The following is a 22,850-nucleotide window of genomic DNA, read 5'->3' as shown; positions in this document are numbered from 1 at the left end:
TCAGGGCCGTTTGAGGCGGCGGTCCAGAGCCATCGACAGCTCCGCCTCCACCACGGCCTTGGCCACCGGGCGCAGTTCGTCGAGGTCCGTCTCCGCGCTGCCGGGCCGGTGGTCGCGCAGGACGGTGACGAACAACTCCGCGAGCGCGTCGGCGTGTTCGCGCACCCGCTGCCCCGCCTCCAGGACCGCCGCGAGCGGAACGCCCTTGCGCACGAGGGTGGATGACGCGTCGAGGAGGCGGCGGCTGATGTGGACCAGCTCGTCGCCGTCGGTGCCCAGATAGCCGAGGTCCAGGGCGGCGACGAGGTTCTCCGGGGTGACCTCGCCCGCGAAGTGGTCGGCCAGTTCCTCGGGGGTGAGGCGGACCGGCTGTTCCTCGGTGGGCTCGCCGAGGCCGAGGAGTTCGCCGACGTCCCGGCCCTTTTCGAAGGCGTCGGCCAGTTCGGCGATGCCGTTCAGGGTGTGGCCGCGCTCCAGCAGGGCGGCGATGGTGCGCAGCCTGGCCAGGTGGTGCTCGTCGTACCAGGCGATGCGGCCCTCGCGGCGCGGCGGCGGGATCAGTCCGCGCTCACGGTAGAAGCGCACGGTGCGCACGGTGATGCCGGCCTGCGCGGCCAGCTCCGTCATGCGGTACTCGCGGACGCCGCCCGCGCCTTCCCGTTGCCCCGCTCCTCGGCCTGCCCCTTGGTCTGCCACGGGGGAAGCCTATGTCGTACCGTCGGTAACTTTCCCTGGCCGACCCCTACCCATGAGTACGCAGGTGTTCTACTCTCCCCATTGCGCCAGTAGTTACTGGCAGAGTCGTGTACTTCGGGAGGCGGCGGCATGGCTGAGCGCGAGCGTGGCCCTGAGCAGGGGCGCGAGCACGAGCACGTACGGGTGGCGGTGATCGGCTCCGGGTTCGGGGGCCTCGGGGCCGCCGTGCGGCTGCGCCGGGAAGGCGTCACCGACTTCGTCGTCCTGGAGCGGGCCGGCGCGGTGGGCGGCACCTGGCGGGACAACAGCTATCCGGGCTGCGCCTGCGACGTGCCCTCGCACCTCTACTCGTTCTCCTTCGCACCCAAACCCGACTGGCCGCGCACCTTCTCCGGGCAGGAGCACATCCAGGAGTACCTGGAGCACGTCGCCGACACCTTCCGGCTGCGCCCGCACATCCGCCTCGACACCGAGGTGAAGCTGATGAGCTGGGACGCCGACCGGCTGCGCTGGACCATCGAGACCAGCAACGGCATGCTCACCGCCGATGTCGTCGTCTCCGCCACCGGGCCGCTCTCCGACCCCAAGACCCCGGACATACCCGGCCTCGCCACCTTCCCCGGCAAGGTCTTCCACTCCGCCCGCTGGGACCACGACTACGACCTGAGCGGCAAGCGCGTCGCGATGATCGGCACCGGCGCCTCCGCCATCCAGATCGTGCCGGAGATACAGAAGAAGGCCGGCGCTCACCCTCTTCCAGCGCACGCCCCCGTGGGTGATGCCGCGCGCGGACCGCGCCATCACCGGCGTGGAGCGCTGGCTGCACAAGCAGCTGCCGTTCACCACCCAGGCCCGGCGCGGACTCCTGTGGGGCATACGGGAGTTGCAGGTCCAGGCGTTCACCAAGCGGCCGAACGAACTCGGCCTGGTCGAGCAGCTCGCCAAGCGGAACATGTACCGCGCCATCAAGGACCCCGCGCTGCGGGCCAAGCTGACACCGACGTACCGCATCGGCTGCAAGCGCATCCTGCTGTCCAACACCTACTACCCGGCGCTCGCCCGGCCGAATGTGGACGTCGTCGCCAGTGGGCTCGGCGAGGTGCGCGGCAACACCGTCGTCGCCGCCGACGGCACCGAGGCCGAGGTCGACGCGATCATCTTCGGCACCGGCTTCCACGTCACGGACATGCCGATCGCCGAGCGGGTCGTCGGCGCCGACGGGCACACCCTCATGGAGACCTGGAAGGACGGCATGAACGCGCTGCGCGGCGCGACCGCCGCCGGCTTCCCCAACTGGATGACGATCATCGGCCCCAACACCGGGCTCGGGAACTCCTCCATGATCCTGATGATCGAGTCCCAGCTGAACTACATGGCCGACTACCTGCGGCAGTTGGACGTCCTCGGCGGCCGCGCCGCGCTCGCCCCCCGCCCGGCCGCCGTGAGCGCCTGGAACCGCCGCGTCCAGGAGCGGATGAAGCGCACCGTGTGGAACACCGGCGGCTGCACCAGCTGGTACCTCGACGCGAACGGCGTCAACACCACGGTCTGGCCCGGCACGACCACCGAGTTCCGGGCGGCGACGCGGCGCGTGGACCTCCAGGAGTACGAGGTGCTGCGGGCGCCGAAGGCGTTGGAGGCGGTGCCGAAGCCCCGTACGGAGGAGCCCGCACGGGACACCTCCGGCGGCGCGAAGGTGGAGGCTGGGGCATGAGCAGGCTGACCCGCCTCGCGGACGGGCCCTACGCGCCGCCCGCCGCCGCGCGGGAACTGACCGCCGTCTCCGCCGACGGGGCCCGCATACACGTCGAGGTGCATGGTCCACAAGAAGCGCCCGCCGTGGTGCTCGCCCACGGCTGGACGTGCTCGACGGCCTTCTGGGCGGCGCAGATACGTGCTCTCAGCGCCGCCGGACACCGGGTCGTCACGTACGACCAGCGGGGGCACGGGCGCAGCGCCGCGCCCACGGACCCCGAGGGGTACAGCACGCGGGCGCTCGCCGACGACCTCGAAGCGGTGCTCGGCGCGGCGCTCGCGCCGGGTGAGAAGGCCGTGCTCGTCGGGCACTCCATGGGCGGCATGACGATCATGGCCGCGGGCGGGCGCGAGGTGTTCCGGGAGCACACGGCCGCCGTTCTGCTGTGCAGCACGGGCAGTTCGAGCCTGGTCGCCGAGTCGATGGTGGTGCCGCTGCGGGCCGGGCGGGTGCGGACCCGGATCACGCGGTCCGTGCTGGGCTCGCGGGCGCCGCTCGGGCCCGTCACGCCACTGTCCCGGCGCCTCCTCAAGTACGGGACCATGGGCCCCGGTTCGGCGCGGGACAAGGTCGACGCGTGCGCGCGGATCGTGCACGCCTGCCCGACCGCCGTGCGCCACGGCTGGTCCCATGTGCTGGCCACGCTCGAACTGGACGTCGAGGTGGGCGCGTTGCGGGTACCCACGGCCGTCCTCGCGGGGCAGGCCGACCGGCTCACCCCCGTCGTGCACGCGCGGCGGATCGCCGCCGCCCTGCCCGACTGCGCGGGGCTCACCGAACTGGCCGGGGTCGGGCACATGACGCCCATCGAGGCACCGGACGCCGTCACGGCACGCATAGCGGAACTCGTCGCAACGTACGTACAGGTGAAGGAGGGCGCATGAGCAGGGTCAGCCTGGAGGGGCAGGTCGCGGTCGTCACGGGCGCGGCGCGCGGGGTCGGTGAACTGCTCGCGCGCAAGCTGTCGGCGCGGGGCGCGAAGGTCGCGCTCGTGGGCCTGGAGCCGGACGAGCTGAAGCAGGTGGCGCAGCGGCTGCACACCGAGGCCGACCACTGGCACGCCGACGTCACCGACCACGAGGCGATGGCCCGGGTCGCGCGGGAGGTCAAGGAGCGCTTCGGCAAGGTCGACATCGTCGTCGCCAACGCGGGCGTGGCCAGCGGCGGGCCCTTCGTGGAGTCCGACCCCGTGGCGTGGCGCCGCGTCATCGAGGTCAACCTCATCGGCAGCGCGGTCACCGCGCGGGCCTTCCTGCCGGTCCTGATGGAGAGCCGCGGCTACCTGCTCCAGATCGCCTCGCTCGCCGCGATCACACCGGCTCCGATGATGACGGCTTACTGCGCGTCGAAGTCGGGCGTCGAGGCGTACGCGCACGCGCTGCGGGCCGAGGTCGGCTACAAGGGCGTCAAGGTCGGGGTCGGCTATCTCTCCTGGACCGACACCGACATGGTGCGGGGCGCGGACCAGGACGACGTGATGCGCGAGCTGCGCCAGCGGCTGCCGTGGCCGTCCAACAAGACGTATCCGCTGGGCCCCGCCGTGGACCGCATCGTCGCCGGGATCGAACGGCGCTCCAGCCATGTGTACGCGCAGTGGTGGCTGCGGGGCATGCAGGGCGTCCGTGGCTACCTGCCGAGCGTCATCGGCGCGGTGGGGCAGCGCGAGATGCGGCGCTTCGAGCCGCGGCTCACGAGCGTGCCGACGGGCCTGGTGGGGGCGGGCGGTTCGGCGGACGAGGCGGCGCGGGCGAGCTGAGCGGTCCGGTCTCTCCGGCCGCGTGAGTCCGCCTTCCCCGGGGCGCGTGAGAAGGCCCCCGGCGTCCCGGGGGCCTTCGTCAGGCGGTGCGGGTGCGGGGTCAGATGTCGTAGTCCTCTTCGAACCTCTCCCGCTGCTGCCGCGCGGTGTCACGGGCCTGCGAGGACCGCTCCGACGCCTCGTCCTGGCCCTGCGAGCCGCGCTGACGCATGTCGTCACGGGCCCGCGTGCCGCGCTCGCGCATGTCGTCCTGGGCCTGCGAGCCGCGCTCGCGCAGCTTGTCCTTGTCGCCCTGGGCGCCCTTGGCCTTGCCGGCGAGGTCGTTGGCCTTGTCCTGGAACTGGTCCTTGATGCCCATGCTGTTCACTCCCGTTGTGGGTGAGGGGGTTGGGGCCTCGACCAGATTGACATGGGCGGACATGCGCCGCATTTCGATCAACTACGGAGCGTCAGGAGCGGGGTGGCAGCGGTGGGCGACGGCGGTCCGGTACGTCGGAGTAGCCCGGCGGTGCCACCGCCGGGTGCTGCTCCAGGAGGTCCAGCGCCACCCTTACCGCGTCGTCGAGTTGGGCGTGCCGCCCCTCCGCCCAGTCCAGCGGGGTGCGCAACGCCTCGATGTCCGGACTCACGCCGTGGTTCTCCACGGACCAGCCGTACGCGTCGAACCAGCCCGCGTTCATCGGCACCGTGATCACCGTGCCGTCGCCGAGCCGGTGCCGCCCGGTCATGCCGACCACGCCGCCCCAGGTGCGCTGCCCGACGACCGGGCCGAGCCCCAGCAGCTTGAACGCCGCCGTGATCATGTCGCCGTCCGATGAGGTCGCCTCGTCGGCCAGCGCCACCACCGGGCCGCGCGGCGCGTTCGAGGCGTACGAGACGGGCTGGGCGTTGCGCGTCAGGTCCCAGCCGAGGATCTTGCGGGTGAGTTTCTCCACCACCAGCTCGCTGATGTGGCCGCCCGCGTTGCCGCGCACGTCGACGATGAGGGCGGGCCGTGACACCTCCAGGCGCAGGTCCCTGTTGAACTGGGCCCAGCCGGAGCCGCCCATGTCGGGGATGTGCAGGTAGCCGCACTTGCCGCCGCTCAGCTCCCGCACGACCTCGCGGCGTTTGGCCACCCAGTCCTGGTAGCGCAGGGGGCGTTCGTTGACGAGCGGGACGATGGCGACCCGCCGGGGGCGCCCCTCGCCCTCCGCCGGGCGGAACGTCAGCTCGACGGTGGTGCCGCCCGCCGCCGCCAGGAGCGGGTAGGGGCCGGTCACCGGGTCGACCGGGCGGCCGTCGACGTGGGTCAGGATGGCGCCCTCGCGGATGCCCGAACCGGCCAGCGGGGAGCGGGCCTTGGAGTCGGAGGACTCGCCCGGCAGGATCCGCTTGACCATCCAGCCGCCGTCCCTGCGTACGAGATTGGCGCCGAGCAGGCCCATCGCGCGCTGGTAGTGCGGTGGGCCCTCGTTGCGGCGGGCCGGGGAGACGTACGCGTGGGAGGTGCCCAGTTCGCCGAGGACCTCCCGCAGCAGGTCCGCGAAGTCGTCGGGGGACGCGACGCGTTCGACCAGCGGCCGGTACTGCGCGAGCACCCCGTCCCAGTCGACGCCGGACATCCCCGGGTCCCAGAAGTAGGCGCGGATGATCCGGCCCGCCTCCTCGTACGCCTGACGCCACTCGGCGGCCGGGTCGACCTCGTGCAGGATGCGGCGCAGGTCGATCCAGACGGTGGTGTCGCTGTCGCCCTGCTCGGTGGCGGGCACGGCGGTCAGGTCGCCCTCGTCGACGACCACGAGCCGGGTGCCGTCGCCGCTCGGTGCGAACCAGTCCAGGTGCTCGACGAGCTGCGACTTCTTCGCCTTGGCGATGTTGAAGTACTCCAGAGTGGGGCGGCCGGAGGTGTCGGCCGGGTTGGCGAAGGTCTCGCCGAGCGCGCCCGAGATCGGCCAGCGCAGCCAGACCAGGCCGCCGCCGCTGACCGGTCGCAGGGCCGAGTACTTCGACGCCGCGACCGGGAAGGGCGTCACCCGCGCCGCCAGGCCCTCGGTCTCCACCGTCGTCGTGCCGTCGCCCGTGTTGTCGTCGGCCGGGTCCAGGCCGCCGGCCGCCGGGCGCCCGTCGGGCAGCAGCGCGAAGGGGGAGGGGATCGCCGAGGAGAGCGGTACGAGGTAGGGGCGGCAGCCCAGCGGGAAGGACAGGTCGCCGGTGTGCACGTCGTAGACGGGGTCGAAGCCGCGCCAGGAGAGGAAGGCGAGGTAGCGGCCGTCGCGGGTGAAGACGGGGTTCTCGTCCTCGAAGCGGCCGTTGGTGACGTCGACGATCGTGCGGGGTCCCGGCCCCGCGACGCGGGCCAGTTTGATCTGCCGCAGGGAGCGGCCGATGCCCGGGTGCGACCAGGCCAGCCAGGTGCCGTCGGGGGAGAAGGCGAGGTCGCGTACCGGCCCGTTGATGGAGCGGATCACCTCGGTGACCTCGGCCTCGGTCCTCTCCACGGCCTCGGTCCCGGACTCGCCGACGGCTGCGGGGGTGATCTCCCCGACCTCGCGCAGTCTGCGGTTCATGGCGTCGGCCTCCTCCTTGTCGGAGACCGTGACGAGCAGGAGGCGGCCGTCGTTCGAGGCGATGGCGAGCCGTTCGCCGTCGGGGTCGCAGACCAGTTCCTGTACGTGGCCCAGTCCTCCGGTCATCAGCCTGCGCGGCGGGCGGTCGCCGGTGGCGCGCGGCAGGTGGGCGATCTCGACGGCGTCCTCGCCGTCGGCGTCGGTGACGTACGCGACCTGCCCGCCGGTGCCCAGCATCTCCGGCAGCCGCACGCGCACGCCGGGTGTGTCGGTGATGGTGCGGGCCGGGCCGTCCCGGTGGGTGAGCCAGTAGAGGCTGCCGCGCACGACGACGGCGCTGGCCCGCCCCGTCGTGTCCACGGAGAGCGCGTCGATGTGCTGCGCGGCGGGGACCTGGTAGACGCGCCGTCCGGGGCGCGGCCCGCCGAGCCGCACGTCGAGGCGGCGCGGCACGGAGTCCGCGGTGAGTTCGTCGACCAGCCACACCTCGCCCGCGCACTGGTAGACGACGCGTGTGCCGTCGCTGGCGGCGTGCCGGGCGTAGAAGGCGTCGTGGTCGGTGTGGCGGCGCAGGTCGGAGCCGTTGGGAAGGCAGGAGTACAGATTTCCGACGCCTTCGTGGTCGGAGAGGAACGCGATGCGGCCGGCGACGAACATGGGCGAGTCGAGGTGCCCGTCGAGGTGGCCGAGGATCTGCTTGCCGTGCATCCACAGGCGGCCCGTCGCGCCGCCCCGGTACCGCTTCCAGGCGGCCGGTTCGTGGGGCGGCTTGCCGGTGAGGAGGAGCGTCTTGCGCTCGCAGTCGCCGGGGCCGTGGCTGTCGGCGAGGGCGTCGGTGACCGCGATGTCGGCGACCGGGCCCCAGGGCAGCTTGCCGCCGGGGGAGCCGTCGGTGGGCACGCTGTAGGCGAAGCAGAAGTGCGAGAAGGGCTCGCCGTGCGAGGACACGGCGAGGATGTGGCCGTCGGGCGTCCAGCCGCAGACCCGGGTGTCGGTGCTGCCCCAGTAGGTCAGGCGGCGCGCGGGCCCGCCGTCCACCGGGGCCAGATGGATCTCCGGGTCGAGGCTGCGCCAGGTCGTGTACGCGATGTGGCGGCCGTCCGGCGAGAAGCGCGGGTGGCCGATCTTGGTCCGGTCCACGGTGAGCCGCCAGGCCCGGCCGGCGGGGGTGCCCTCGGGGGTGAGGGGGGCCACCCAGAGGTCGTCCTCGGCGGCGAAACAGAGACGGTCGCCGCTGAGGTGGGGGAATCGCAGGTAGGCCTGTCCTGACAGTGGGGGCTGCTCTGCCTGGGCATCGTCGCGCTCGTCGGTCACCTCACCATGCTTTTCCGCTGCGAGGGCCCCGGCAACTCGTGGGAGCGGCGTGACACAGCCCACGTACGAAACCGTTTCGTTTCGTTAAAAGGTGTGGGTAGGGTGCCGGTGTACGAAACCGTTTCGTTCCCCGGACCGGGGCGGCGCAGGAGGTGGGTCATGGCCGACGCGGCGAGCGCGCGGCGCAGCAGAATCACGCCGGAGCGCGAGGCCGAGCTGTACGAGGCCGTGCTCGACCTGCTCCGCGAGGTCGGTTACGACGCCCTCACCATGGACGCCGTGGCGGCCCGCACCCGCTCCAGCAAGGCCACCCTCTACCGCCAGTGGGGGAGCAAGCCCGAGCTGGTCGCCAAGGCGCTGCGGCACAACAAGCCGACGTCGCTGGCGGATATCGACACCGGGTCGCTGCGCGGCGACCTGAACGAGATGGTGGCCCGCTCGGACGACTGCCAGATGGAGAAGGACGCCGCGCTGATGCGGGGTCTGTTCCACGCCGTGCACGAGAATCCCGAGCTCCACCAGGCGCTGCGGAACCTCCTCATCGAGCCGGAGCTCACCGGCATGAACGCCCTGCTGCGCAGAGCGGTGGAGCGCGGTGAGGTCGCCGCGGACAATCCGGCGCTTGAGTACGTCGTGCACATGCTGGTCGGCGGTTTCGTCGCCCGGGACCTCATCGAGGACCGCCCGGTCGACCAGGCCTTCCTCGCCTCGTACGTCGACGCCGTGATCCTCCCCGCCCTCGGCGTCTGACCGGCGCCGGCCCGCTTCCTCCCCGCACCTGACGTCACCGCTCACGTCGTCGGGCTCACCACCCCTGCCCGCGGACGCCCCCTGGCCCCGCGGTCATTCACCACGACCTGACCGGGAGTACGCCCCCGTGGCCACTTTCCTGTACAAACTCGGCAAACTAGCCTTCCGGCGACGGCACTTCGTCGCCCTGATCTGGGTGGCGCTGCTCACCCTCGCCGGGGTCGGCGCGGCGTCGGCGCCGACCGCCGCGTCCAGCTCCTTCTCCATACCGGGCACGGAGGCGCAGAAGGCCTTCGACCTGCTGGAGAAGCGTGCCCCCGAGGCCGGCGCGGACGGCGCGAGCGCCCGCGTCGTCTTCAAGGCGCCCGACGGCGAGAAGGTGACGGACCGGGCCAACAAGGCCGAGATCGCCAAGACCGTCGGTGCCCTGCGGTCCGGCTCGGACCACGTGGTACGCGCCGACGACCCGTTCCGCGCCAAGACCGTCAGTAAGGACGGCTCCACGGCGTACGCCTCCGTCTCGTACAAGGTCACCTCGATGGAGCTGACCGACGAGGACCGCGACGCGCTGGAGAAGACCGTCGACAAGGCGCGCGGGTCCGGGCTCACGGTCGAGGTCGGCGGTGACGCGCTCCAGGCCATGCCCGAGACCGGCTCCTCCGAGGTCATCGGCATCGCGATCGCCGCGGTCGTCCTCGTCGTCACCTTCGGCTCGCTGATCGCGGCCGGACTTCCGCTGCTGACCGCGCTGATCGGCGTGGGCATCGGCGTCTCGACCATCGCGGCGCTCGCCGACGCGCTGGACCTCGGCACCACCACCTCGACGCTCGCCATGATGATCGGCCTCGCGGTCGGCATCGACTACGCGCTGTTCATCGTCTCGCGCTTCCGCGGCGAACTCGCCGAGGGCCGCGACCGCGAGGAGGCGGCGGGCCGTGCCGTCGGCACCGCGGGTTCCGCGGTCGTCTTCGCCGGACTCACCGTGGTCATCGCGCTGGTCGGCCTGGCCGTGGTCAACATCCCGATGCTCACCAAGATGGGCCTCGCCGCGGCCGGCACGGTCGTCATCGCCGTCCTCATCGCGCTCACCCTCATCCCGGCGCTGCTCGGCTACGCGGGCAAGCTGGTCCTGCCCATGGGTGAGAAGAGCAGGCTGTTCGGCGGCGGCCGCGCGAAGGCGGCCGCGGATGCCGGTGGCGGCGAGAAGCCGAACATGGGCACCCGTTGGGCCCGCTTCGTGGTCCGCCGCCCGATCGCGGTGCTGCTCGTCGGCATCGTCGGGCTCGGCGCCGCCGCCGTCCCGGTGTCGCAGCTGGAGCTCGGCCTGCCGGACGACGGCGCGCAGCCCACGTCCACGACCCAGCGCAAGGCGTACGACCTGGTCTCCGACGGCTTCGGTCCCGGCTTCAACGGCCCGCTGATGGTCGTCGGCGACCTCAAGGGCGCCGACGACCCGAAGGCGGCGGCCGGTGAGATCGGCAAGACGATCTCCAAGCTCGACGACGTCCTGACCGTCGCCCCGCCCGTGCTCAACGAGGCCCGTGACACCGCGATCATCAGCGTCGTGCCGTCCTCCAAGCCGAGCGGCATCGAGACCGAGGAACTGGTCCACTCGATCCGCGACACGGGCGCGGAGATCACCTCCGACACCGGCGCCGAGATCATGGTCACCGGCACCACGGCCATGAACATCGACGTCTCGCAGAAGCTCAACGACGCCCTGCTGCCCTACCTGGCCCTGGTGGTCGGCCTGGCCTTCCTCCTCCTGATCGTCGTCTTCCGCTCGGTCCTGGTCCCGCTCAAGGCGGCCCTCGGCTTCCTGCTCTCGGTCCTCGCGGCCCTCGGCGCGGTCGTCGCGGTCTTCCAGTGGGGCTGGCTCGGCTCGCTCTTCGGCGTGGAGCAGACCGGCCCGATCATGTCGATGATGCCGATCTTCATGGTCGGCGTGGTCTTCGGCCTGGCGATGGACTACGAGGTCTTCCTCGTGACGCGCATGCGGGAGGCGTACGTCCACGGGGAGCGGCCCGGCCAGGCGGTCGTGACCGGGTTCCGGCACAGCGCACGGGTGGTCTCGGCGGCGGCCGTCATCATGATCGCGGTCTTCGCGGGCTTCATCGGCTCCAGCGAGCAGATGGTCAAGATGATCGGCTTCGGGCTCGCGATCGCGGTCTTCTTCGACGCGTTCGTGGTCCGCATGGCGCTGGTGCCCGCCGTCCTCGCGCTGCTCGGCGACAAGGCGTGGTGGCTGCCCAGGTGGCTCGACCGCGCACTGCCGAACGTGGATGTCGAGGGTGAGGGGCTGCGTACGGCGGCCGGGACGGTGAGCGACCCGGAGCCTGACCCCCACCGGAAGCCGGTACGCGTCTGACCAGGCAGGGTCAGCGGGTGACCGGGGTGGCGGCGGCCGCGTAGGTGCGGCGCAGGAAGCGCATCAGCGCCGAGGCGTCGAACTGGACGACCGTCACCCCCTCCCCGGCGTGGAACTCCACGATCGTCTGGACCCGGCCGCACGGCCAGACATGCACGTCACCGGCGGTGACCGGGGCCCGCAGGCCCTGTTCGAGCAGCTGCCGGGCGAAGGTCCATTCGTGGGGGCCGGGGAGGCCGATCCGTACCGTGTGCGGGTCGGCCTCCGCGTCGTAGCGCAGGACGACGGGGACGGCGCGGTGGCCCTCGGAGGAGTCCGTGACGAGGTGGGCGCGTGCGTACTGCTCGACTGCGGACATCGCTGAACTCCTCGTCCCTGCGTACGTGCGCGCCGCCGTTGGCGCCCACTTCCTCACTAATGTCCCACATGTCCGACAATCCGCTCCGTGGCTCGGGCGTAGCCGTATCGGGACCGCAGTGCTCTTGCAAACCGTTTGCAACAAGCCCCTATCATTGAACGGTTCACGAGCGATCTGCCCTGCCAGGGCCCCTGCCCAGGAGCGCGCGCATGCATGTCCCCGATGGATTCATCAATGCCCCCGTCTCCGCCGCGGCCGGGCTCGTCGCCGCGGGCGCGGTGGCGGTCAGCCTCAAGGGCGCGCGGCGTGAGCTGGACGAACGGACCGCGCCGCTCGCGGGCCTCGTCGCCGCCTTCATCTTCGCCGTGCAAATGCTGAACTTCCCCGTCGCGGCCGGGACCAGCGGTCACCTTCTCGGCGGTGCGCTCGCCGCGATCCTCGTAGGCCCCTTCACCGGCGTCCTGTGTGTCTCCGTCGTGCTGCTCATGCAGGGCGTCCTCTTCGCGGACGGCGGGCTGACCGCGCTCGGCGTGAACATCTCCGACATGGCGATCGTCACCACCGTCGTCGCCTACGTGGTCTTCCGCGGCCTGGTGAAGCTGCTGCCGCGCGGGCGCCGCTCGGTCACGGCCGCCTCCTTCGTCGCGGCGCTGCTGTCCGTGCCGGCCGCCGCGGTCGCCTTCACCCTCATCTACGCCGTGGGCGGCACGACCGACGTCTCCCTCACCAAGGTCGCCACCGCCATGGTCGGCGTCCACGTCCTGATCGGCATCGGCGAGGCCGCGATCACCGCGCTCACCGTCGGCGCGGTCATCGCCGTACGACCCGACCTCGTGTCCGGGGCGCGGGGCCTGACCCGGCCGCTGAAGCTGCGGGTCGGCGGGGAACTGGTGGACGCGCCGACGCCCACCGCACCGCCTGTGGCGCCGACCCGCTCCCCCCGAAAGGTGTGGATCGCGGGCATCGTCACCTCCCTCGTCCTCGCGGGCTTCGTCAGCTTCTACGCCTCCGCGAACCCCGACGGCCTGGAGAAGGTCGCGCAGGACAAGGGCATCGACAAGAAGGCGGAGAAGCACGCCACGGCGGACTCGCCGCTCGCGGACTACGGCGTCAAGGACATCACCGACGCGCGCCTCTCCGGGGGCCTGGCGGGCGTGATCGGAGTGGGCGTCACGGTGGTCGCCGGCTCGGCGGTCTTCTGGGCGCTGCGGCGCCGAAGGACGGGGGAGGCGTCCGCGGTGGCCGTGCCGGGGGTGCTGCCGGGGGCGGACGCGGTGCCGGGGGTGGACGCGGTGCCGGAGGCGGCCCTCGCGGCCGGGGCAGCTCCTGCGGGCAACGCGGCCCCTGCGGCCGAGGCAGGCAAGGCGGCCCTCGCGGCCGAGGTGGGCCCTGTGGGCAAGGCGGGCGATGTGGCTCCGTCTGCCCGCGTGGCCGAGGCAGCCTCCGCGGTGGAGGCGGGTAAGGCAGCCCCCGTCGGCAACGCGGGCCCTGCGGCCGAGGCAGGCAAGGCGGCCCTCGCGGCCGAGGTGGGCCCTGTGGGCAAGGCGGGCGATGTGGCTCCGTCTGCCCGCGTGGCCGAGGCAGCCTCCGCGGTGGAGGCGGGTAAGGCAGCCCCCGTCGGCAATGCGGGCCCTGCGGCCGAGGCAGGCAAGGCGGCCCTCGCGGCCGAGGTGGGCCCTGTGGGCAAGGCGGGCGATGTGGCTCCGTCTGCCCGCGCGGCCGAGTCAGCCTCCGCGGTGGAGGCGGGTAAGGCAGCCCCCGTCGGCAACGCGGGCCCTGCGGCCGAGGCGGGTGGCGGCGGTGGGCGGTCCGCGTCCGGGGAGGCCTGACGTGGGGGCGGGGCACGCCCACCGGCTCTACCGGCACGCGCACTCGCCGGTGCACGCGCTGCCCCCGCACACCAAGCTCGCCGCGGTCTTCTGCTTCGTCGTCGTGGTTGTCTCCACGCCCCGCGAGGCGATGTGGGCCTTCGGCCTCTACGCGGTGCTCCTGGGCACGGTCGCCCGGGCGGCCCGCGTCCCCGCCGGGTTCCTCCTCAAGCGCCTGCTGATCGAGGTCCCCTTCGTGGCCTTCGCCGTCCTGATGCCGTTCGTGGCGCAGGGCGAACGCGTCGACGTGCTCGGCCTGTCCCTGAGCGTGAACGGCCTCTGGGGCGCCTGGAACGTCCTCGCCAAGGGAACCCTCGGCGTCGCCGCCTCCGTACTGCTCGCCTCCACCACCGAGCTGCGCGAGCTGCTCCTCGGCCTCCAGCGGCTCAAACTGCCCCCCCTGCTCGTCCAGATCGCCTCGTTCATGATCCGGTACGGCGACGTCATCACGGACGAGATGCGCCGCATGAAGATCGCCAGGGAGTCACGCGGCTTCGAGGCGCGGGGCGTGGGGCAGTGGGGCGTCCTGGCCAAGTCCGCCGGGGCCCTCTTCATCCGTTCGTACGAGCGCGGGGAGCGCGTGCACCTGGCCATGGTCAGCCGCGGCTACGCCGGGTCCATGCCGGTCATCGACGAGGTGACCGCCTCGCGGACGCAGTGGGCGTACGCCCTGACCCTGCCGCTCGCCGCCCTCGTCGTATGCCTGTTGGGATGGACCCTGTGACGACCGCACCCTCGCTGACACCTTCGCCGGCACCTTCGCTCGAAGTGGCCGGGCTGGCCTTCGCCTATCCCGACGGGCACCAGGCGCTGTTCGGCGTCGACTTCACCGTCGCGCGCGGCGAGCGCGTCGCCCTGCTCGGGCCGAACGGCGCGGGCAAGACCACCCTCGTCCTGCACCTGAACGGCATCCTGACCGGCGGCGCGGGCACCGTGACGGTGGCCGGGCTGCCCGTCGGCAAGAAGCACATGGCCGAGATCAGGCGCCGCGTCGGCATCGTCTTCCAGGACCCCGACGACCAGCTGTTCATGCCGACGGTCCGCGAGGACGTGGCGTTCGGGCCCGCGGCGGCCGGCCTGCGCGGCCCGGAGCTGGAGGCCCGCGTGCTGAAGGCGCTGGGCCGGGTCGGCATGGCGGAGTTCGCCGGCCGCCCGCCGCACCACCTCTCCTTCGGGCAGCGCCGCAGGGTCGCGGTCGCCACGGTGCTGGCCATGGAGCCGGAGATCCTGGTCCTGGACGAGCCGTCCTCCAACCTCGATCCGGCCTCGCGCCGCGAACTCGCCGACATCCTGCGCTCGCTGGACGTGACGGTCCTGATGGTCACGCACGACCTGCCGTACGCCCTGGAGCTCTGCCCCCGCGCCCTGATCCTCAGCGAGGGCGTGATCGCGGCGGACGGCCCGACGGGCGAGCTGCTGGCCGACGACGACCTGATGTGCGCCCACCGCCTGGAACTCCCCTTCGGCTTCGATCCGAAGACTGTGCGGCAGAGGAGCCAGGGAATCATCGGATAGTGGTGGCTGTTGGCCTTGTCATGAATGACATGGACGTCATGGGTGGAGTGCACGGCACGGTGGCCGCCGGCTTCGAGCCGGTTCGGGACGCTTTCGTACGCAATTTCAGCGAGCGGGGGGAGCGCGGTGCCGCCGTCGCCGTCTACCGGGGCGGCCGCAAGGTCGTGGACCTGTGGGGCGGTGTGAAGGACGTCGACGGGGACACCCCGTGGGAGTCCGGGACCGCGCAGGTGATCCGCTCGGCCACCAAGGGCGTGGCCGCCGCCGCACTGCTCCTGCTCCACCAGCGCGGCGAACTCGACCTGGACGCGCCGGTCGGCGCCTACTGGCCGGAGTTCAAGGCGCGCGGCAAGGAAGGCGTCCTGGTGCGGCACGTCCTCGCGCACCGCGCCGGGGTGCCCGCCCTCGACCGTCCGCTCACCCCCGCCGAGGCGCTCGACCCGGACCTCGCGGCGGCCGTTCTCGCCGCGCAGGCCCCGTTCTGGGAGCCGGGCACCGACCACGGCTACCACGCGCAGACCTACAGCTGGCTCACCGGCGAGCTGGTGCGGCGCGTGACGGGCAGGGCCGTGGGGGAGTGGATCGACGCCGAGATCGCCCGGCCGTACGGCCTCGGCCTCTGGCTGGGCCTGCCAGAAGCGGAAGCCGCGCGGGCCGGCCGGATGGGCCGCATCGAGCCGCCGCCCACCGCGCCGGGCGGCCTGCGGATCCGGCCCAAGCGGAACGTGGCGCAGGCCTACGCGGACCCCGCATCCCTGACCCGCCGCGCCTTCGGGGCGATCGATCCGCTGCCGGACGAGAACGACCCGGCGTACCGGGCGGCGGCCCTGCCCGCCTCCAACGGCATTGCCACGGCGGACGGCCTGGCCCGGTTCTACGCCGCGCTGATCGGCGAAGTGGACGGCGCGGCGCGGCTGTTCACCCCCGAGACGGTGGATGCTGCCAGGGCAGAGGCGTCGGCGGGCCCCGACCGCGTGCTGGTCGTCCCGACCCGCTTCGGCCTCGGCTACATGCTGCACGGCGGCGCCTCCCCGCTGCTGACCCCCACATCCTTCGGTCACCCCGGCCGCGGCGGCGCCCTCGGCTTCGCCGACCCGGAGTCGGGCCTCGCCTTCGGCTACGTCACCAACGGCATGAACAAGGGCGTGACGGCGGACCCCCGCGCCCAGGCCCTGGTCAGGGCCCTGCGCGAGGTGGCGTAGGTCAGTCCGCGGCGGGCGCCCGCCCCCCGATCCGCCGCAGGACGAGGAGGCCGCCGACGCCGGGGACGAGGGCCCGCCACCGGGTGCCCGGCGCCGCGGCCGAGGCCGCCGTCCACGTGGCCGCGATGACGACGAGGTACGCCGTGCCGTGCAGCGGGCCGAGGAGCGCGGAGAGCGCCGGCGCGTGGACGGTGAAGAGGTTGCCGAGCAGCAGGGCGAGCGAGGCGGCCTCGGCGGCGGCCGCGATGCGGAGCGTACGCACGCTGCTCACGCCCCCGTCGTGGAGCCGGGACGGACGATCATCAGGACCACGACGACCGCCCACAGCAGATTGAAGACGCCGGTGAGCATCGTCAGCCGGGCGGCGACGGGCCGCGCCGCCTCGACACCCCCAGGTGCCTCCGCCAGCGTGAGCAGAGTCCGCTGCCCCGGCAGGATGGCCAGCGCCAGCAGGCCCGCCGCGCCCGCCGTCAGGACGAGCGAGACGATCAGCCACGCGTCGCCGAGGACACCGAGCTGCGCGCCGGTGGCTATCCCGAACACCGGTACGGCGATACCGGCGAGCGCGTAGCCCCGGCAGACCCGGTGCAGCAGCGCGGCCACCTTCGGCCCCTCGCCGCCGATCGCCCGCAGTGCCTGGCGGGGGAACATCGAGGCGGCCACGGTGATCGAACCGACGGCGAGGATCGCCACGAGTACGTGGACGGACAACAGCAGTTTGGTCACGCCGGACCTCCGAAGGCTGAGCATGTGTTGGCTGCCAATACATACACTGCCAACGGTGCCTTTGTGTAGGCTGCCTACTCATGAAGGCGGATGCGGTGCGAGGGCACCTCGACGGACTGCTGCTGGCCGTACTGGAACAGGGTCCCCTGCACGGGTACGCGATCATCGCCGCCGTGCAGCGCCGCAGCGGCGGCGCCCTGGAGCTGCGTACGGGCACGATCTACCCGGCCCTGAACCGCCTGGAGCGGCTCGGCCTGTTGAGAAGCAGCTGGCAGTCGTCCGGTGAACGGCGGCGCAGATGCTACGAGTTGACGGACGCCGGCCGGGCGACGCTGGCCGGTGAGCGCGCGGCGTGGGTCGAGTTCACCGAGGCGATCGGCTCGGTCCTCAACCCCGGCGCGACACCCGGGGTCGCCACATGAGCCCCGCCGACCGGCTCGTACAGGAGTACGCGGCCGGCCTGACCGCCGCGCTGCACGGCCCGGCCAAGGCGAAGTCCCGGCTGGTCGAGGAGGTACGGGACGGCCTCGCCGACACGGCAGCCGCGTACGCCGACGCCGGGCTGACCGAGGAGGATGCCGCTCGCCAGGCGGTAAGGGAGTTCGGCACCGTCGAGGAACTGGCCCCCAGCTGCCAGCGCGAACTGACCGTCGCCCAGGCACGGCACACGGCACGGGCCGTCACGCTCACGGCCCCTTTCCTGCTCGCCTGCTGGTACCTGGCAAGGACCGCGGGCCACGCTCCGGCCTGGCAACTGCCCGCGGCGGCCCAGCTGCTGGCCGTCCACCTGGCCTTCGTCGCGACCATCGCCGCACTGCTCGCCGCGGCGACCCTGACCGCCACCGGCAGCCTCGCCCGCCGTCTCCCGACCCCGGAACGCCTGCCGCTGCTCGTCGCCTGGGCGGGCACCACGGCCAGCGCGGCCATGGCCGCCGCGACCCTCGCGCTCGCCACGGCGGCGACGCTGACCACGGACTGGCCCCTGCTGGCCTTCGCCGGGGCGCTGGCCGCGGCCTCGCACGCGGCGGTCGCACCATCGGCCCGCGCTTGCCGCCGGTGCGCGCGGCTGCCAGGCGTCGCGGTAACCGGCGTACGGACCTAACTCGGGCTAGCCGACCCGGTCCGCCTTGATTCCTGCGACGAACCCGTCCCACGCCTCCAGGGGGAAGATGAGGGCGGGCCCTACCCGATGCTTGCTGTCGCGTACGGCACGCCCACCGGTTCTGGTGTGCGCGATCTCCAGGCAGTCGCCCTGCTGGTCCGAGTACGACGACTTGCGGAACTCGGTGATGATGTCGGGGTTCACGGCTTCCCGCTCTGCTCATCCTCCGGGGAGGCCGACTTGATCGCCGTGATGAAGCCGTCCCACGCTGTGGCCGTGATGGCGAGGGCGGGGCCGCCCGGGTGCTTGCTGTCGCGGATGGCGGTGGTGTGGGGGAGGCAAGCGACTTCCACGCAGTCGCCGCCGGAGGAACCGCCCCCGCTGTAGCTGCTCTTGCGCCATATGACGTTGCCGAGATCAGGGGCAAGCATGGTACGCACCTCGTATTCCGGATGGTTACAGCTCTTGCCTGACCCGCCGGATCAGGTCGAGGCTGGCCGCAGGGCTCAACGCCGCCGATCTCAACGAGTCAAAGGCGAGCGTATATCGCTCGGTCTCCTCCTCGGTCTCCATGTGCAGGCTCCCCGTGACGTGCTCGACGCAGACCACGTCGGAGAAGGCCGGGGTGGGGAAGCCGAAGACCACGAAGCCGCCCAGCAGCCCGGCATGCGCACCGGAGTTGAGTGGCAGCACCTGCACCGTGATGTTCGGGTGGTCGGCAAGCTCGGCCAGCCGGTCCAGCTGCGGCTTCATGACGTTCGCGCCGCCGACCAGGCTTCGTAGCGCTGCCTCTCCCTCGATGACCGTGAGCCTGGGCGCGTCCTCCCGCTCCAGAATCTCCTGGCGCTGCATGCGGGTCTCCACCAGGTCGTCGACCTGGGAGCTGCTCAGCATCTCGGGGTTTCTCCGGTACAACTCGCGCGCGTAATCGGGTGTTTGCGCGAGCCCCGCGATGAGGAGGGGCTGATACGAGCGGATGTAGTCGGACGTCTGCTCGTAGTCGATGTGGTCCGCGTACGACGGGAGTGTCGCACCGAGGTGCCGCGTCCACCCGCGCTCGCCGCCTCGCCGGGCCAGGTTCACCAACTCCTCGACGTACGAGGCGTCGTCGATCCCGTAGAAGGCGAGCAGGTCTCGCAACTCGCCCAGTGAGATGCCGAGTCGGGCGTTCTCAATGCGGCTGATCTTCGTCTTGTGGCAGCCGATGCGGTCTGCGGCCTCTTCCATCGTCTTGCCTGCCGCTTCGCGCAGTTCGACGAGGAGTGAGGCGAGGCGGCGACGACGGACAGTGGGTCGCGGCTGTGACATGTGAGCCCCCTTGCACGGTGCTTTGCGGGTCCAACAGTAGGGCGAGCCGCAGAGTTGGAAACATTTCCATGCGGTTCGGTTGCAGTTCGAATTGATTCCCATGCAGGGTGCTCTATGTCGCCTGCCGTGATCGCGCCATCACGGCGGGTGTCGTTGCGGTTGCCCGCCGCAGCCAAAAGAGGACCCCCGCAACCGCAGGAACGGTCCGGGGGCATGGCCAACGCTTGGAGGAGCGCTGACATGAACGACCTTATCGCCCGTCTCTTCGGACCGTTGCTGCGGTTCTTACTCCCCGCGACGGGACGTCATCGGAGCGAGCCGGTCCGCACGTACGCCTGCCTCGAACCGCAGCCCCCGTATGCCAAGTCGGACGTACTCCGTGGCGAGGACAACGCCATCGTCCGACCCTACGTCGTGGCCGACGAACTGCGGTTGCGGCGGCAGCGTCGACGGGCACTGTGGCTGGCCGTGCACGGTGTGGATGTCGGGCCCCGGTTCATCCACGGGATGGAGGTGGCCTGATGGAGAGTGAGGTGGGTGACGAAGAGTCCGACGGGGAGTCGGGCGGCGCCGTCGTGTCGACGTGGCCGCACCACCCCCGCTCGGTAGGGCGGGCGCGGGAATGTCTGCGGAAGACCCTCGCCGCATGGGAGTTGAGCGGCACCGAGGATGCCGCGCTGCTCGTCCTGTCGGAGCTGTTCAGCAACGCCGTCGTCCATGGGGAGGGGCCCGCAGGGCGGAAGGTGGAGACCCGTTATCTGCGGATGGCGCGCGGCGTGCGGATCGAGGTGCGTGACACCTTCGAAGAGTTGCCGCGACCGGTTCCGTTGCCGGGCGACGACCTGTGCTCGGGGCGTGGGCTCTTCCTCGTCGCGGCCTTCGCCGACCGGTGGGGCGTCACTGAGTGGACCGCCGGTGCCGGAAAGGTGGTGTGGGCGGAGGCCTCGGTGCCGGGCCTGTGACGGGCGTGTAGGGGAGGGGCGGCGGCGCGCCGGGGTTGACGGTGTGCCGCCGCCCAGCAGGTCAGCCGGGAAAACCCCCTACCCCGGGTGCAGCACCAACCCGATGCCCGCCACCAGCCGTAGCGCGACGAAGGGTTCCTGAGGGTGGATCGACGCCGGCACAGAAAGCGCAGCCAGCACTCCTACCGGGATGTCCGTCCCTGTGGTTATTGGCTGGCCAAGAGGGCGGCGGCCCGGCGGTCGAGTGTGCTTACCCCGGCCACGCTCCGGTAGCGGGCCAGGCGGACACGCATGTCGGTGGCGGCGTCCCGGACGCGGGCGGACTGGACACCCTCGGCGCAGTCGAGGAACTCCGACCACACGGTGAGGGCACCGTCGAGGTCGCCTTGCCGGAGGTGGATCTCGCCGAGGTTTCCGAGCACGCTCGCGCGACTGCGGCGCCGGTCCAGGCCGTGGACTTCCAGGGACTGGTGGAGCTGTTCCCGGGCGCCGGCGAGGTCGCCCATCGTGGCCAGGATCATTCCCGAGGCGTGTGCCCACCGGCCGATGGTGAAATGTGATGCCCACGAGTGGCCCGGCGGCACGCCGGCGGTGCGCTCGATGGCGGACTGCGAAGCGGTCAGGGCCCGGGTGGCCAGACGGTAGTTGCCGTCCAAGGCGGCGGCCTCGGCGAAGGTCGACTCGTAGTAGGCGACCGCGCGCGAGTCGGCGAGTCCTTTGGCGTGCTCGACGCATTTCTCCGCGAGAGCGAACGCCTCGGCGCGATGGCGGGGGCCCAGACCGATGGACTGGACCGTCATGCCGCGCAGGGCGGTCGCGGCGAGCTCGGGCTCCTCTGCTTCGGCAGCCAGCCGGTAGGCGTAGGCGTAATAGTGCTTGGCCAGGGCCTGGGGGTCTTCACCGTGGTCCTGGCGTTGCTCCTTCTCGCCCTCGTCCTGGTACATCCAGCCGATGAGGTGGGCGAGTTGGGACGTAGCGGCCCACAGTTCACGGCCGGTAGTGACGCTGTAGCGGCCGTTCAGCCAGGGCCCGGCGCTGTCGGTGAGGTAGGTCTCGGCGAGGCGGCGGACGTGGCTGCCGCCGTACTCGGCGGCGGAGTCGCCGAGCGTCCTGACCATGGTCAAGATCGCGGAGACTTCTCCTCGCCCGACCCGGACCGCCCCTGCGGGCGTGTTCTCGACGCGGCGGGTGATGGCTTCGGCGTCGGGGACACCGAGGAGGGAGAGGGTGGCACCGCCGGATGCGGTAATAAAGCTCCGTCGGTCCACTGCGTCACTCCTCCCAAGGGTCAGGACATCTGCCGCGGTATCGGCGTGTTCCTTGCCCGGCACGGTCATATGCCGGGACGGGGCGACATCCAGGTCCAGCACCTGGATCAGGTACGGCAGCCAGTAGTCGGGGTTACGCTCCCCGATCATCAGTTTCCGGGCGTACTGGCGGCCCATCCCTGCCGGCCCCCGGCCTTCGGCGATACCCAGCTCACGGGCGAGTTTCGCCGGGCCCCAGCCGCGGTTGTCGCACGCCTCTTGGATCAGTTCAGCGATGCCCTGGACTCTCTCCACTCTCCGGCGACCCTTCCCTCTGGGGGTTACGCGGGACTACGCGGGGTTACACCCTGACACCTACCCAGGGTTGTCGGCCGGTCGTTGACTGAACAGCACACCGACCAAGACCAACCCCCGCCGTTTGGAGCTGGATTGGGGGATCCGTTGTTACACCAGGGACGGAGACGACCATGACTGGGAGGCCAACACCCCGTGTCCCAGCGCAGCGGACCGGCTTGGGCGCCGTCTACGACACGCGGGTGGACCAAGGCGCCGTGCGGATACTGATCCACTTCGAGGACGGCACCGAGACCGAGACATCCCTGGTCCTGACATCACCCGACATGGAACGCCTGTATGCCCAGGTCGGCCGCATGCTCTGCGACCGTGACCAGCGCTGGGGCAAGAAATGAGCGGCCGGGGCGCCATCACCGTGCCGGGTCGCGCCCGCAGCTCAAGTCTCCTGACGCCCCGGAGCCGTGCCCCGGCCCTCAACCCCCTCAGCCGTCTCCGCGGCCTGTGTCCCGAGAAGCAGGCCGACGGGGCGCGCACCACACAGCCCAACCGAAACAGGAAGGTGAAAATCCATGAATCTGCTCCTCAACCCCTGCGGACAGCTCACCCGCTTCCGCGTCCTGACCGGCGAGGACGACGACCCCGCCCGCCGGGGCGTCAAGACGCGGTCGCCCTCTCACAGTGCGCGCTGGCCTGCACGGGTATGGACAGCGTCACCCGTGCCATCGCTGCCCTGCGCTCCTCGGACGAGCAGCTCAAGGCCCGCCCAGAGTCGGAGAAGTTCTACGACTGGCAGAGCACCTACGTCGAGATCGACCCGCAGCAGCCGCAGCAGGGCCGGGTCCTGTTCGGCGTCGCCTGGTACGACGAGGCGTACTTCACCGCCAAGTCGCAGGCGTTCGGCAACGACATGCACCAGCACATGTTCAAGGCTCTGGGCATCGCCCCCGGCGCCGTAGACGTGACGCACTGGCGGCCGGTGGAACTCGCCGCCTGACCGCAACCGCGCAGGCAGGGCCCGGCGACGCCGGGCCCTGCCCCCGTGTTCGCCCGCACCATGC

At 71.8% G+C, this 22,850-nt stretch carries 23 protein-coding genes and 2 pseudogenes; 15 read left to right on the top strand and 10 right to left on the bottom strand.

Features of this window, described 5'->3' with window-relative positions; translation table 11 throughout:
• Entirely contained in the window at positions 1-627 is a 627-nt protein-coding gene (locus ACOBQB_RS25385) for a MerR family transcriptional regulator (protein WP_423598746.1), read from the bottom strand.
• A 198-nt stretch (positions 628-825) separates the two neighbouring features.
• Between ACOBQB_RS25385 and ACOBQB_RS25380 the strand changes: the two are divergent.
• The 3 genes and pseudogenes from ACOBQB_RS25380 (at position 826) to ACOBQB_RS25370 (ending at position 4,208) form a co-directional block, all read left to right on the top strand.
• Positions 826-2,410: pseudogene (locus tag ACOBQB_RS25380) on the top strand (flavin-containing monooxygenase).
• The gene (locus ACOBQB_RS25375) at positions 2,407-3,336 is read left to right on the top strand and encodes an alpha/beta fold hydrolase (protein WP_423594553.1); all 930 of its coding nucleotides are present in this window, start codon (positions 2,407-2,409) and stop codon (positions 3,334-3,336) included. Before ACOBQB_RS25380 ends, ACOBQB_RS25375 begins: the two are co-directional and overlap by 4 nt.
• Positions 3,333-4,208: an SDR family oxidoreductase gene (locus ACOBQB_RS25370; protein WP_423594551.1), complete on the top strand. Its 876-nt coding sequence runs from the start codon at positions 3,333-3,335 to the stop codon at positions 4,206-4,208. The genes ACOBQB_RS25375 and ACOBQB_RS25370 overlap by 4 nt, the downstream gene beginning before the upstream one ends.
• A gap of 100 nt (positions 4,209-4,308) precedes the next feature.
• Here the strand turns inward: ACOBQB_RS25370 and ACOBQB_RS25365 are convergent, their stop codons facing one another.
• Both ACOBQB_RS25365 and ACOBQB_RS25360 read right to left on the bottom strand, forming a co-directional pair.
• Entirely contained in the window at positions 4,309-4,566 is a 258-nt protein-coding gene (locus ACOBQB_RS25365; protein WP_423594549.1) for a hypothetical protein, read from the bottom strand.
• A gap of 91 nt (positions 4,567-4,657) precedes the next feature.
• Positions 4,658-8,071: a S41 family peptidase gene (locus ACOBQB_RS25360; protein ID WP_423594547.1), complete on the bottom strand. Its 3,414-nt coding sequence runs from the start codon at positions 8,069-8,071 to the stop codon at positions 4,658-4,660.
• 159 nt (positions 8,072-8,230) lie between these two features.
• Here ACOBQB_RS25360 and ACOBQB_RS25355 point away from each other — a divergent pair, with 159 nt between their 5' ends.
• Both ACOBQB_RS25355 and ACOBQB_RS25350 read left to right on the top strand, forming a co-directional pair.
• The gene (locus ACOBQB_RS25355) at positions 8,231-8,821 is read left to right on the top strand and encodes a TetR/AcrR family transcriptional regulator (protein WP_423594545.1); all 591 of its coding nucleotides are present in this window, start codon (positions 8,231-8,233) and stop codon (positions 8,819-8,821) included.
• 127 nt (positions 8,822-8,948) lie between these two features.
• A complete protein-coding gene (locus ACOBQB_RS25350; RefSeq protein WP_423594543.1) occupies positions 8,949-11,189 on the top strand; it encodes an MMPL family transporter in 2,241 nt (746 codons plus the stop codon).
• Between the two features lie 10 nt (positions 11,190-11,199).
• Here ACOBQB_RS25350 and ACOBQB_RS25345 read toward each other — a convergent pair whose 3' ends face one another.
• Positions 11,200-11,547 carry an SsgA family sporulation/cell division regulator gene (locus ACOBQB_RS25345; protein ID WP_423594541.1) on the bottom strand — a complete coding sequence of 116 codons (348 nt, stop codon included), beginning with the start codon at positions 11,545-11,547 and terminating at the stop codon, positions 11,200-11,202.
• Between the two features lie 209 nt (positions 11,548-11,756).
• Between ACOBQB_RS25345 and ACOBQB_RS25340 the strand changes: the two are divergent.
• From ACOBQB_RS25340 to ACOBQB_RS25325, 4 genes and pseudogenes are all read left to right on the top strand, one after another.
• Positions 11,757-12,788: pseudogene (locus tag ACOBQB_RS25340) on the top strand (energy-coupling factor ABC transporter permease); the annotation flags it as partial.
• A 589-nt stretch (positions 12,789-13,377) separates the two neighbouring features.
• Positions 13,378-14,139 carry a cobalt ECF transporter T component CbiQ gene (gene cbiQ / locus ACOBQB_RS25335; RefSeq protein WP_423594539.1) on the top strand — a complete coding sequence of 254 codons (762 nt, stop codon included), beginning with the start codon at positions 13,378-13,380 and terminating at the stop codon, positions 14,137-14,139.
• Positions 14,127-14,930 carry an energy-coupling factor ABC transporter ATP-binding protein gene (locus tag ACOBQB_RS25330; RefSeq protein ID WP_423594537.1) on the top strand — a complete coding sequence of 268 codons (804 nt, stop codon included), beginning with the start codon at positions 14,127-14,129 and terminating at the stop codon, positions 14,928-14,930. Before cbiQ ends, ACOBQB_RS25330 begins: the two co-directional genes overlap by 13 nt.
• 29 nt (positions 14,931-14,959) lie before the next feature.
• Positions 14,960-16,132: a serine hydrolase domain-containing protein gene (locus ACOBQB_RS25325; protein ID WP_423594535.1), complete on the top strand. Its 1,173-nt coding sequence runs from the start codon at positions 14,960-14,962 to the stop codon at positions 16,130-16,132.
• Between the two features lies 1 nt (position 16,133).
• Here ACOBQB_RS25325 and ACOBQB_RS25320 read toward each other — a convergent pair whose 3' ends face one another.
• Together ACOBQB_RS25320 and ACOBQB_RS25315 are read right to left on the bottom strand one after the other, a co-directional pair.
• Entirely contained in the window at positions 16,134-16,403 is a 270-nt protein-coding gene (locus tag ACOBQB_RS25320) for a hypothetical protein (protein ID WP_423594533.1), read from the bottom strand.
• Positions 16,400-16,858, bottom strand: coding sequence for a hypothetical protein (locus tag ACOBQB_RS25315; RefSeq protein WP_423594531.1), 459 nt, complete (start codon positions 16,856-16,858; stop codon positions 16,400-16,402). The genes ACOBQB_RS25320 and ACOBQB_RS25315 overlap by 4 nt, the downstream gene beginning before the upstream one ends.
• Positions 16,859-16,938: 80 nt before the next feature.
• Here ACOBQB_RS25315 and ACOBQB_RS25310 point away from each other — a divergent pair, with 80 nt between their 5' ends.
• Together ACOBQB_RS25310 and ACOBQB_RS25305 are read left to right on the top strand one after the other, a co-directional pair.
• Positions 16,939-17,280: a PadR family transcriptional regulator gene (locus tag ACOBQB_RS25310; RefSeq protein WP_423594529.1), complete on the top strand. Its 342-nt coding sequence runs from the start codon at positions 16,939-16,941 to the stop codon at positions 17,278-17,280.
• Entirely contained in the window at positions 17,277-17,960 is a 684-nt protein-coding gene (locus ACOBQB_RS25305; protein WP_423594527.1) for a permease prefix domain 1-containing protein, read from the top strand. Before ACOBQB_RS25310 ends, ACOBQB_RS25305 begins: the two co-directional genes overlap by 4 nt.
• Positions 17,961-17,966: 6 nt before the next feature.
• On the opposite strand, the gene ACOBQB_RS25300 is transcribed toward ACOBQB_RS25305, so the two are convergent.
• Genes ACOBQB_RS25300 through ACOBQB_RS25290 form a run of 3 tightly spaced genes read right to left on the bottom strand, consistent with a single transcriptional unit; the run spans position 17,967 to position 19,268 of the window.
• A complete protein-coding gene (locus ACOBQB_RS25300; protein WP_423594525.1) occupies positions 17,967-18,164 on the bottom strand; it encodes a DUF397 domain-containing protein in 198 nt (65 codons plus the stop codon).
• Positions 18,161-18,391 carry a DUF397 domain-containing protein gene (locus tag ACOBQB_RS25295; RefSeq protein WP_423594523.1) on the bottom strand — a complete coding sequence of 77 codons (231 nt, stop codon included), beginning with the start codon at positions 18,389-18,391 and terminating at the stop codon, positions 18,161-18,163. Before ACOBQB_RS25295 ends, ACOBQB_RS25300 begins: the two co-directional genes overlap by 4 nt.
• A 25-nt stretch (positions 18,392-18,416) precedes the next feature.
• Positions 18,417-19,268: a helix-turn-helix domain-containing protein gene (locus tag ACOBQB_RS25290; RefSeq protein ID WP_423594521.1), complete on the bottom strand. Its 852-nt coding sequence runs from the start codon at positions 19,266-19,268 to the stop codon at positions 18,417-18,419.
• A gap of 240 nt (positions 19,269-19,508) precedes the next feature.
• On the opposite strand from ACOBQB_RS25290, the gene ACOBQB_RS25285 reads away from it, so the two are divergent.
• Positions 19,509-19,790 (top strand): hypothetical protein, encoded by a 282-nt coding sequence (locus ACOBQB_RS25285; RefSeq protein ID WP_423594519.1) that lies wholly within the window; start codon positions 19,509-19,511, stop codon positions 19,788-19,790.
• Entirely contained in the window at positions 19,790-20,230 is a 441-nt protein-coding gene (locus ACOBQB_RS25280; protein WP_423594517.1) for an ATP-binding protein, read from the top strand. Before ACOBQB_RS25285 ends, ACOBQB_RS25280 begins: the two co-directional genes overlap by 1 nt.
• Before the next feature lie 206 nt (positions 20,231-20,436).
• Here ACOBQB_RS25280 and ACOBQB_RS25275 read toward each other — a convergent pair whose 3' ends face one another.
• Positions 20,437-21,792, bottom strand: coding sequence for a tetratricopeptide repeat protein (locus ACOBQB_RS25275; protein WP_423594515.1), 1,356 nt, complete (start codon positions 21,790-21,792; stop codon positions 20,437-20,439).
• A gap of 257 nt (positions 21,793-22,049) precedes the next feature.
• Here ACOBQB_RS25275 and ACOBQB_RS25270 point away from each other — a divergent pair, with 257 nt between their 5' ends.
• Positions 22,050-22,187: a hypothetical protein gene (locus ACOBQB_RS25270; RefSeq protein ID WP_423594513.1), complete on the top strand. Its 138-nt coding sequence runs from the start codon at positions 22,050-22,052 to the stop codon at positions 22,185-22,187.
• Between the two features lie 305 nt (positions 22,188-22,492).
• A complete protein-coding gene (locus tag ACOBQB_RS25265; RefSeq protein WP_423594511.1) occupies positions 22,493-22,786 on the top strand; it encodes a hypothetical protein in 294 nt (97 codons plus the stop codon).
• Positions 22,787-22,850: the final 64 nt, after the last annotated feature.

It is taken from the genome of Streptomyces sp. G5(2025) (assembly GCF_049542075.1).
In the GTDB taxonomy this organism is placed as follows: Bacteria; Actinomycetota; Actinomycetes; order Streptomycetales; family Streptomycetaceae; genus Streptomyces.
Note: the sequence above shows the minus strand (reverse complement) of the source record. Positions and strands in the feature narration are given on the sequence as shown.

What these genes read in the sequence shown, in the direction of transcription:
- ACOBQB_RS25385 (WP_423598746.1), bottom strand. Translation starts at nt 627, where the DNA reads ATGACGGAGCTGGCCGCGCAGGCCGGCATCACCGTGCGCACCGTGCGC.
- ACOBQB_RS25375 (WP_423594553.1), top strand. Translation starts at nt 2,407, where the DNA reads ATGAGCAGGCTGACCCGCCTCGCGGACGGGCCCTACGCGCCGCCCGCC.
- ACOBQB_RS25370 (WP_423594551.1), top strand. Translation starts at nt 3,333, where the DNA reads ATGAGCAGGGTCAGCCTGGAGGGGCAGGTCGCGGTCGTCACGGGCGCG.
- ACOBQB_RS25365 (WP_423594549.1), bottom strand. Translation starts at nt 4,566, where the DNA reads ATGGGCATCAAGGACCAGTTCCAGGACAAGGCCAACGACCTCGCCGGC.
- ACOBQB_RS25355 (WP_423594545.1), top strand. Translation starts at nt 8,231, where the DNA reads ATGGCCGACGCGGCGAGCGCGCGGCGCAGCAGAATCACGCCGGAGCGC.
- ACOBQB_RS25345 (WP_423594541.1), bottom strand. Translation starts at nt 11,547, where the DNA reads ATGTCCGCAGTCGAGCAGTACGCACGCGCCCACCTCGTCACGGACTCC.
- ACOBQB_RS25330 (WP_423594537.1), top strand. Translation starts at nt 14,127, where the DNA reads ATGGACCCTGTGACGACCGCACCCTCGCTGACACCTTCGCCGGCACCT.
- ACOBQB_RS25325 (WP_423594535.1), top strand. Translation starts at nt 14,960, where the DNA reads ATGGACGTCATGGGTGGAGTGCACGGCACGGTGGCCGCCGGCTTCGAG.
- ACOBQB_RS25310 (WP_423594529.1), top strand. Translation starts at nt 16,939, where the DNA reads ATGAAGGCGGATGCGGTGCGAGGGCACCTCGACGGACTGCTGCTGGCC.
- ACOBQB_RS25305 (WP_423594527.1), top strand. Translation starts at nt 17,277, where the DNA reads ATGAGCCCCGCCGACCGGCTCGTACAGGAGTACGCGGCCGGCCTGACC.
- ACOBQB_RS25295 (WP_423594523.1), bottom strand. Translation starts at nt 18,391, where the DNA reads ATGCTTGCCCCTGATCTCGGCAACGTCATATGGCGCAAGAGCAGCTAC.
- ACOBQB_RS25290 (WP_423594521.1), bottom strand. Translation starts at nt 19,268, where the DNA reads ATGTCACAGCCGCGACCCACTGTCCGTCGTCGCCGCCTCGCCTCACTC.
- ACOBQB_RS25285 (WP_423594519.1), top strand. Translation starts at nt 19,509, where the DNA reads ATGAACGACCTTATCGCCCGTCTCTTCGGACCGTTGCTGCGGTTCTTA.
- ACOBQB_RS25280 (WP_423594517.1), top strand. Translation starts at nt 19,790, where the DNA reads ATGGAGAGTGAGGTGGGTGACGAAGAGTCCGACGGGGAGTCGGGCGGC.
- ACOBQB_RS25265 (WP_423594511.1), top strand. Translation starts at nt 22,493, where the DNA reads ATGGACAGCGTCACCCGTGCCATCGCTGCCCTGCGCTCCTCGGACGAG.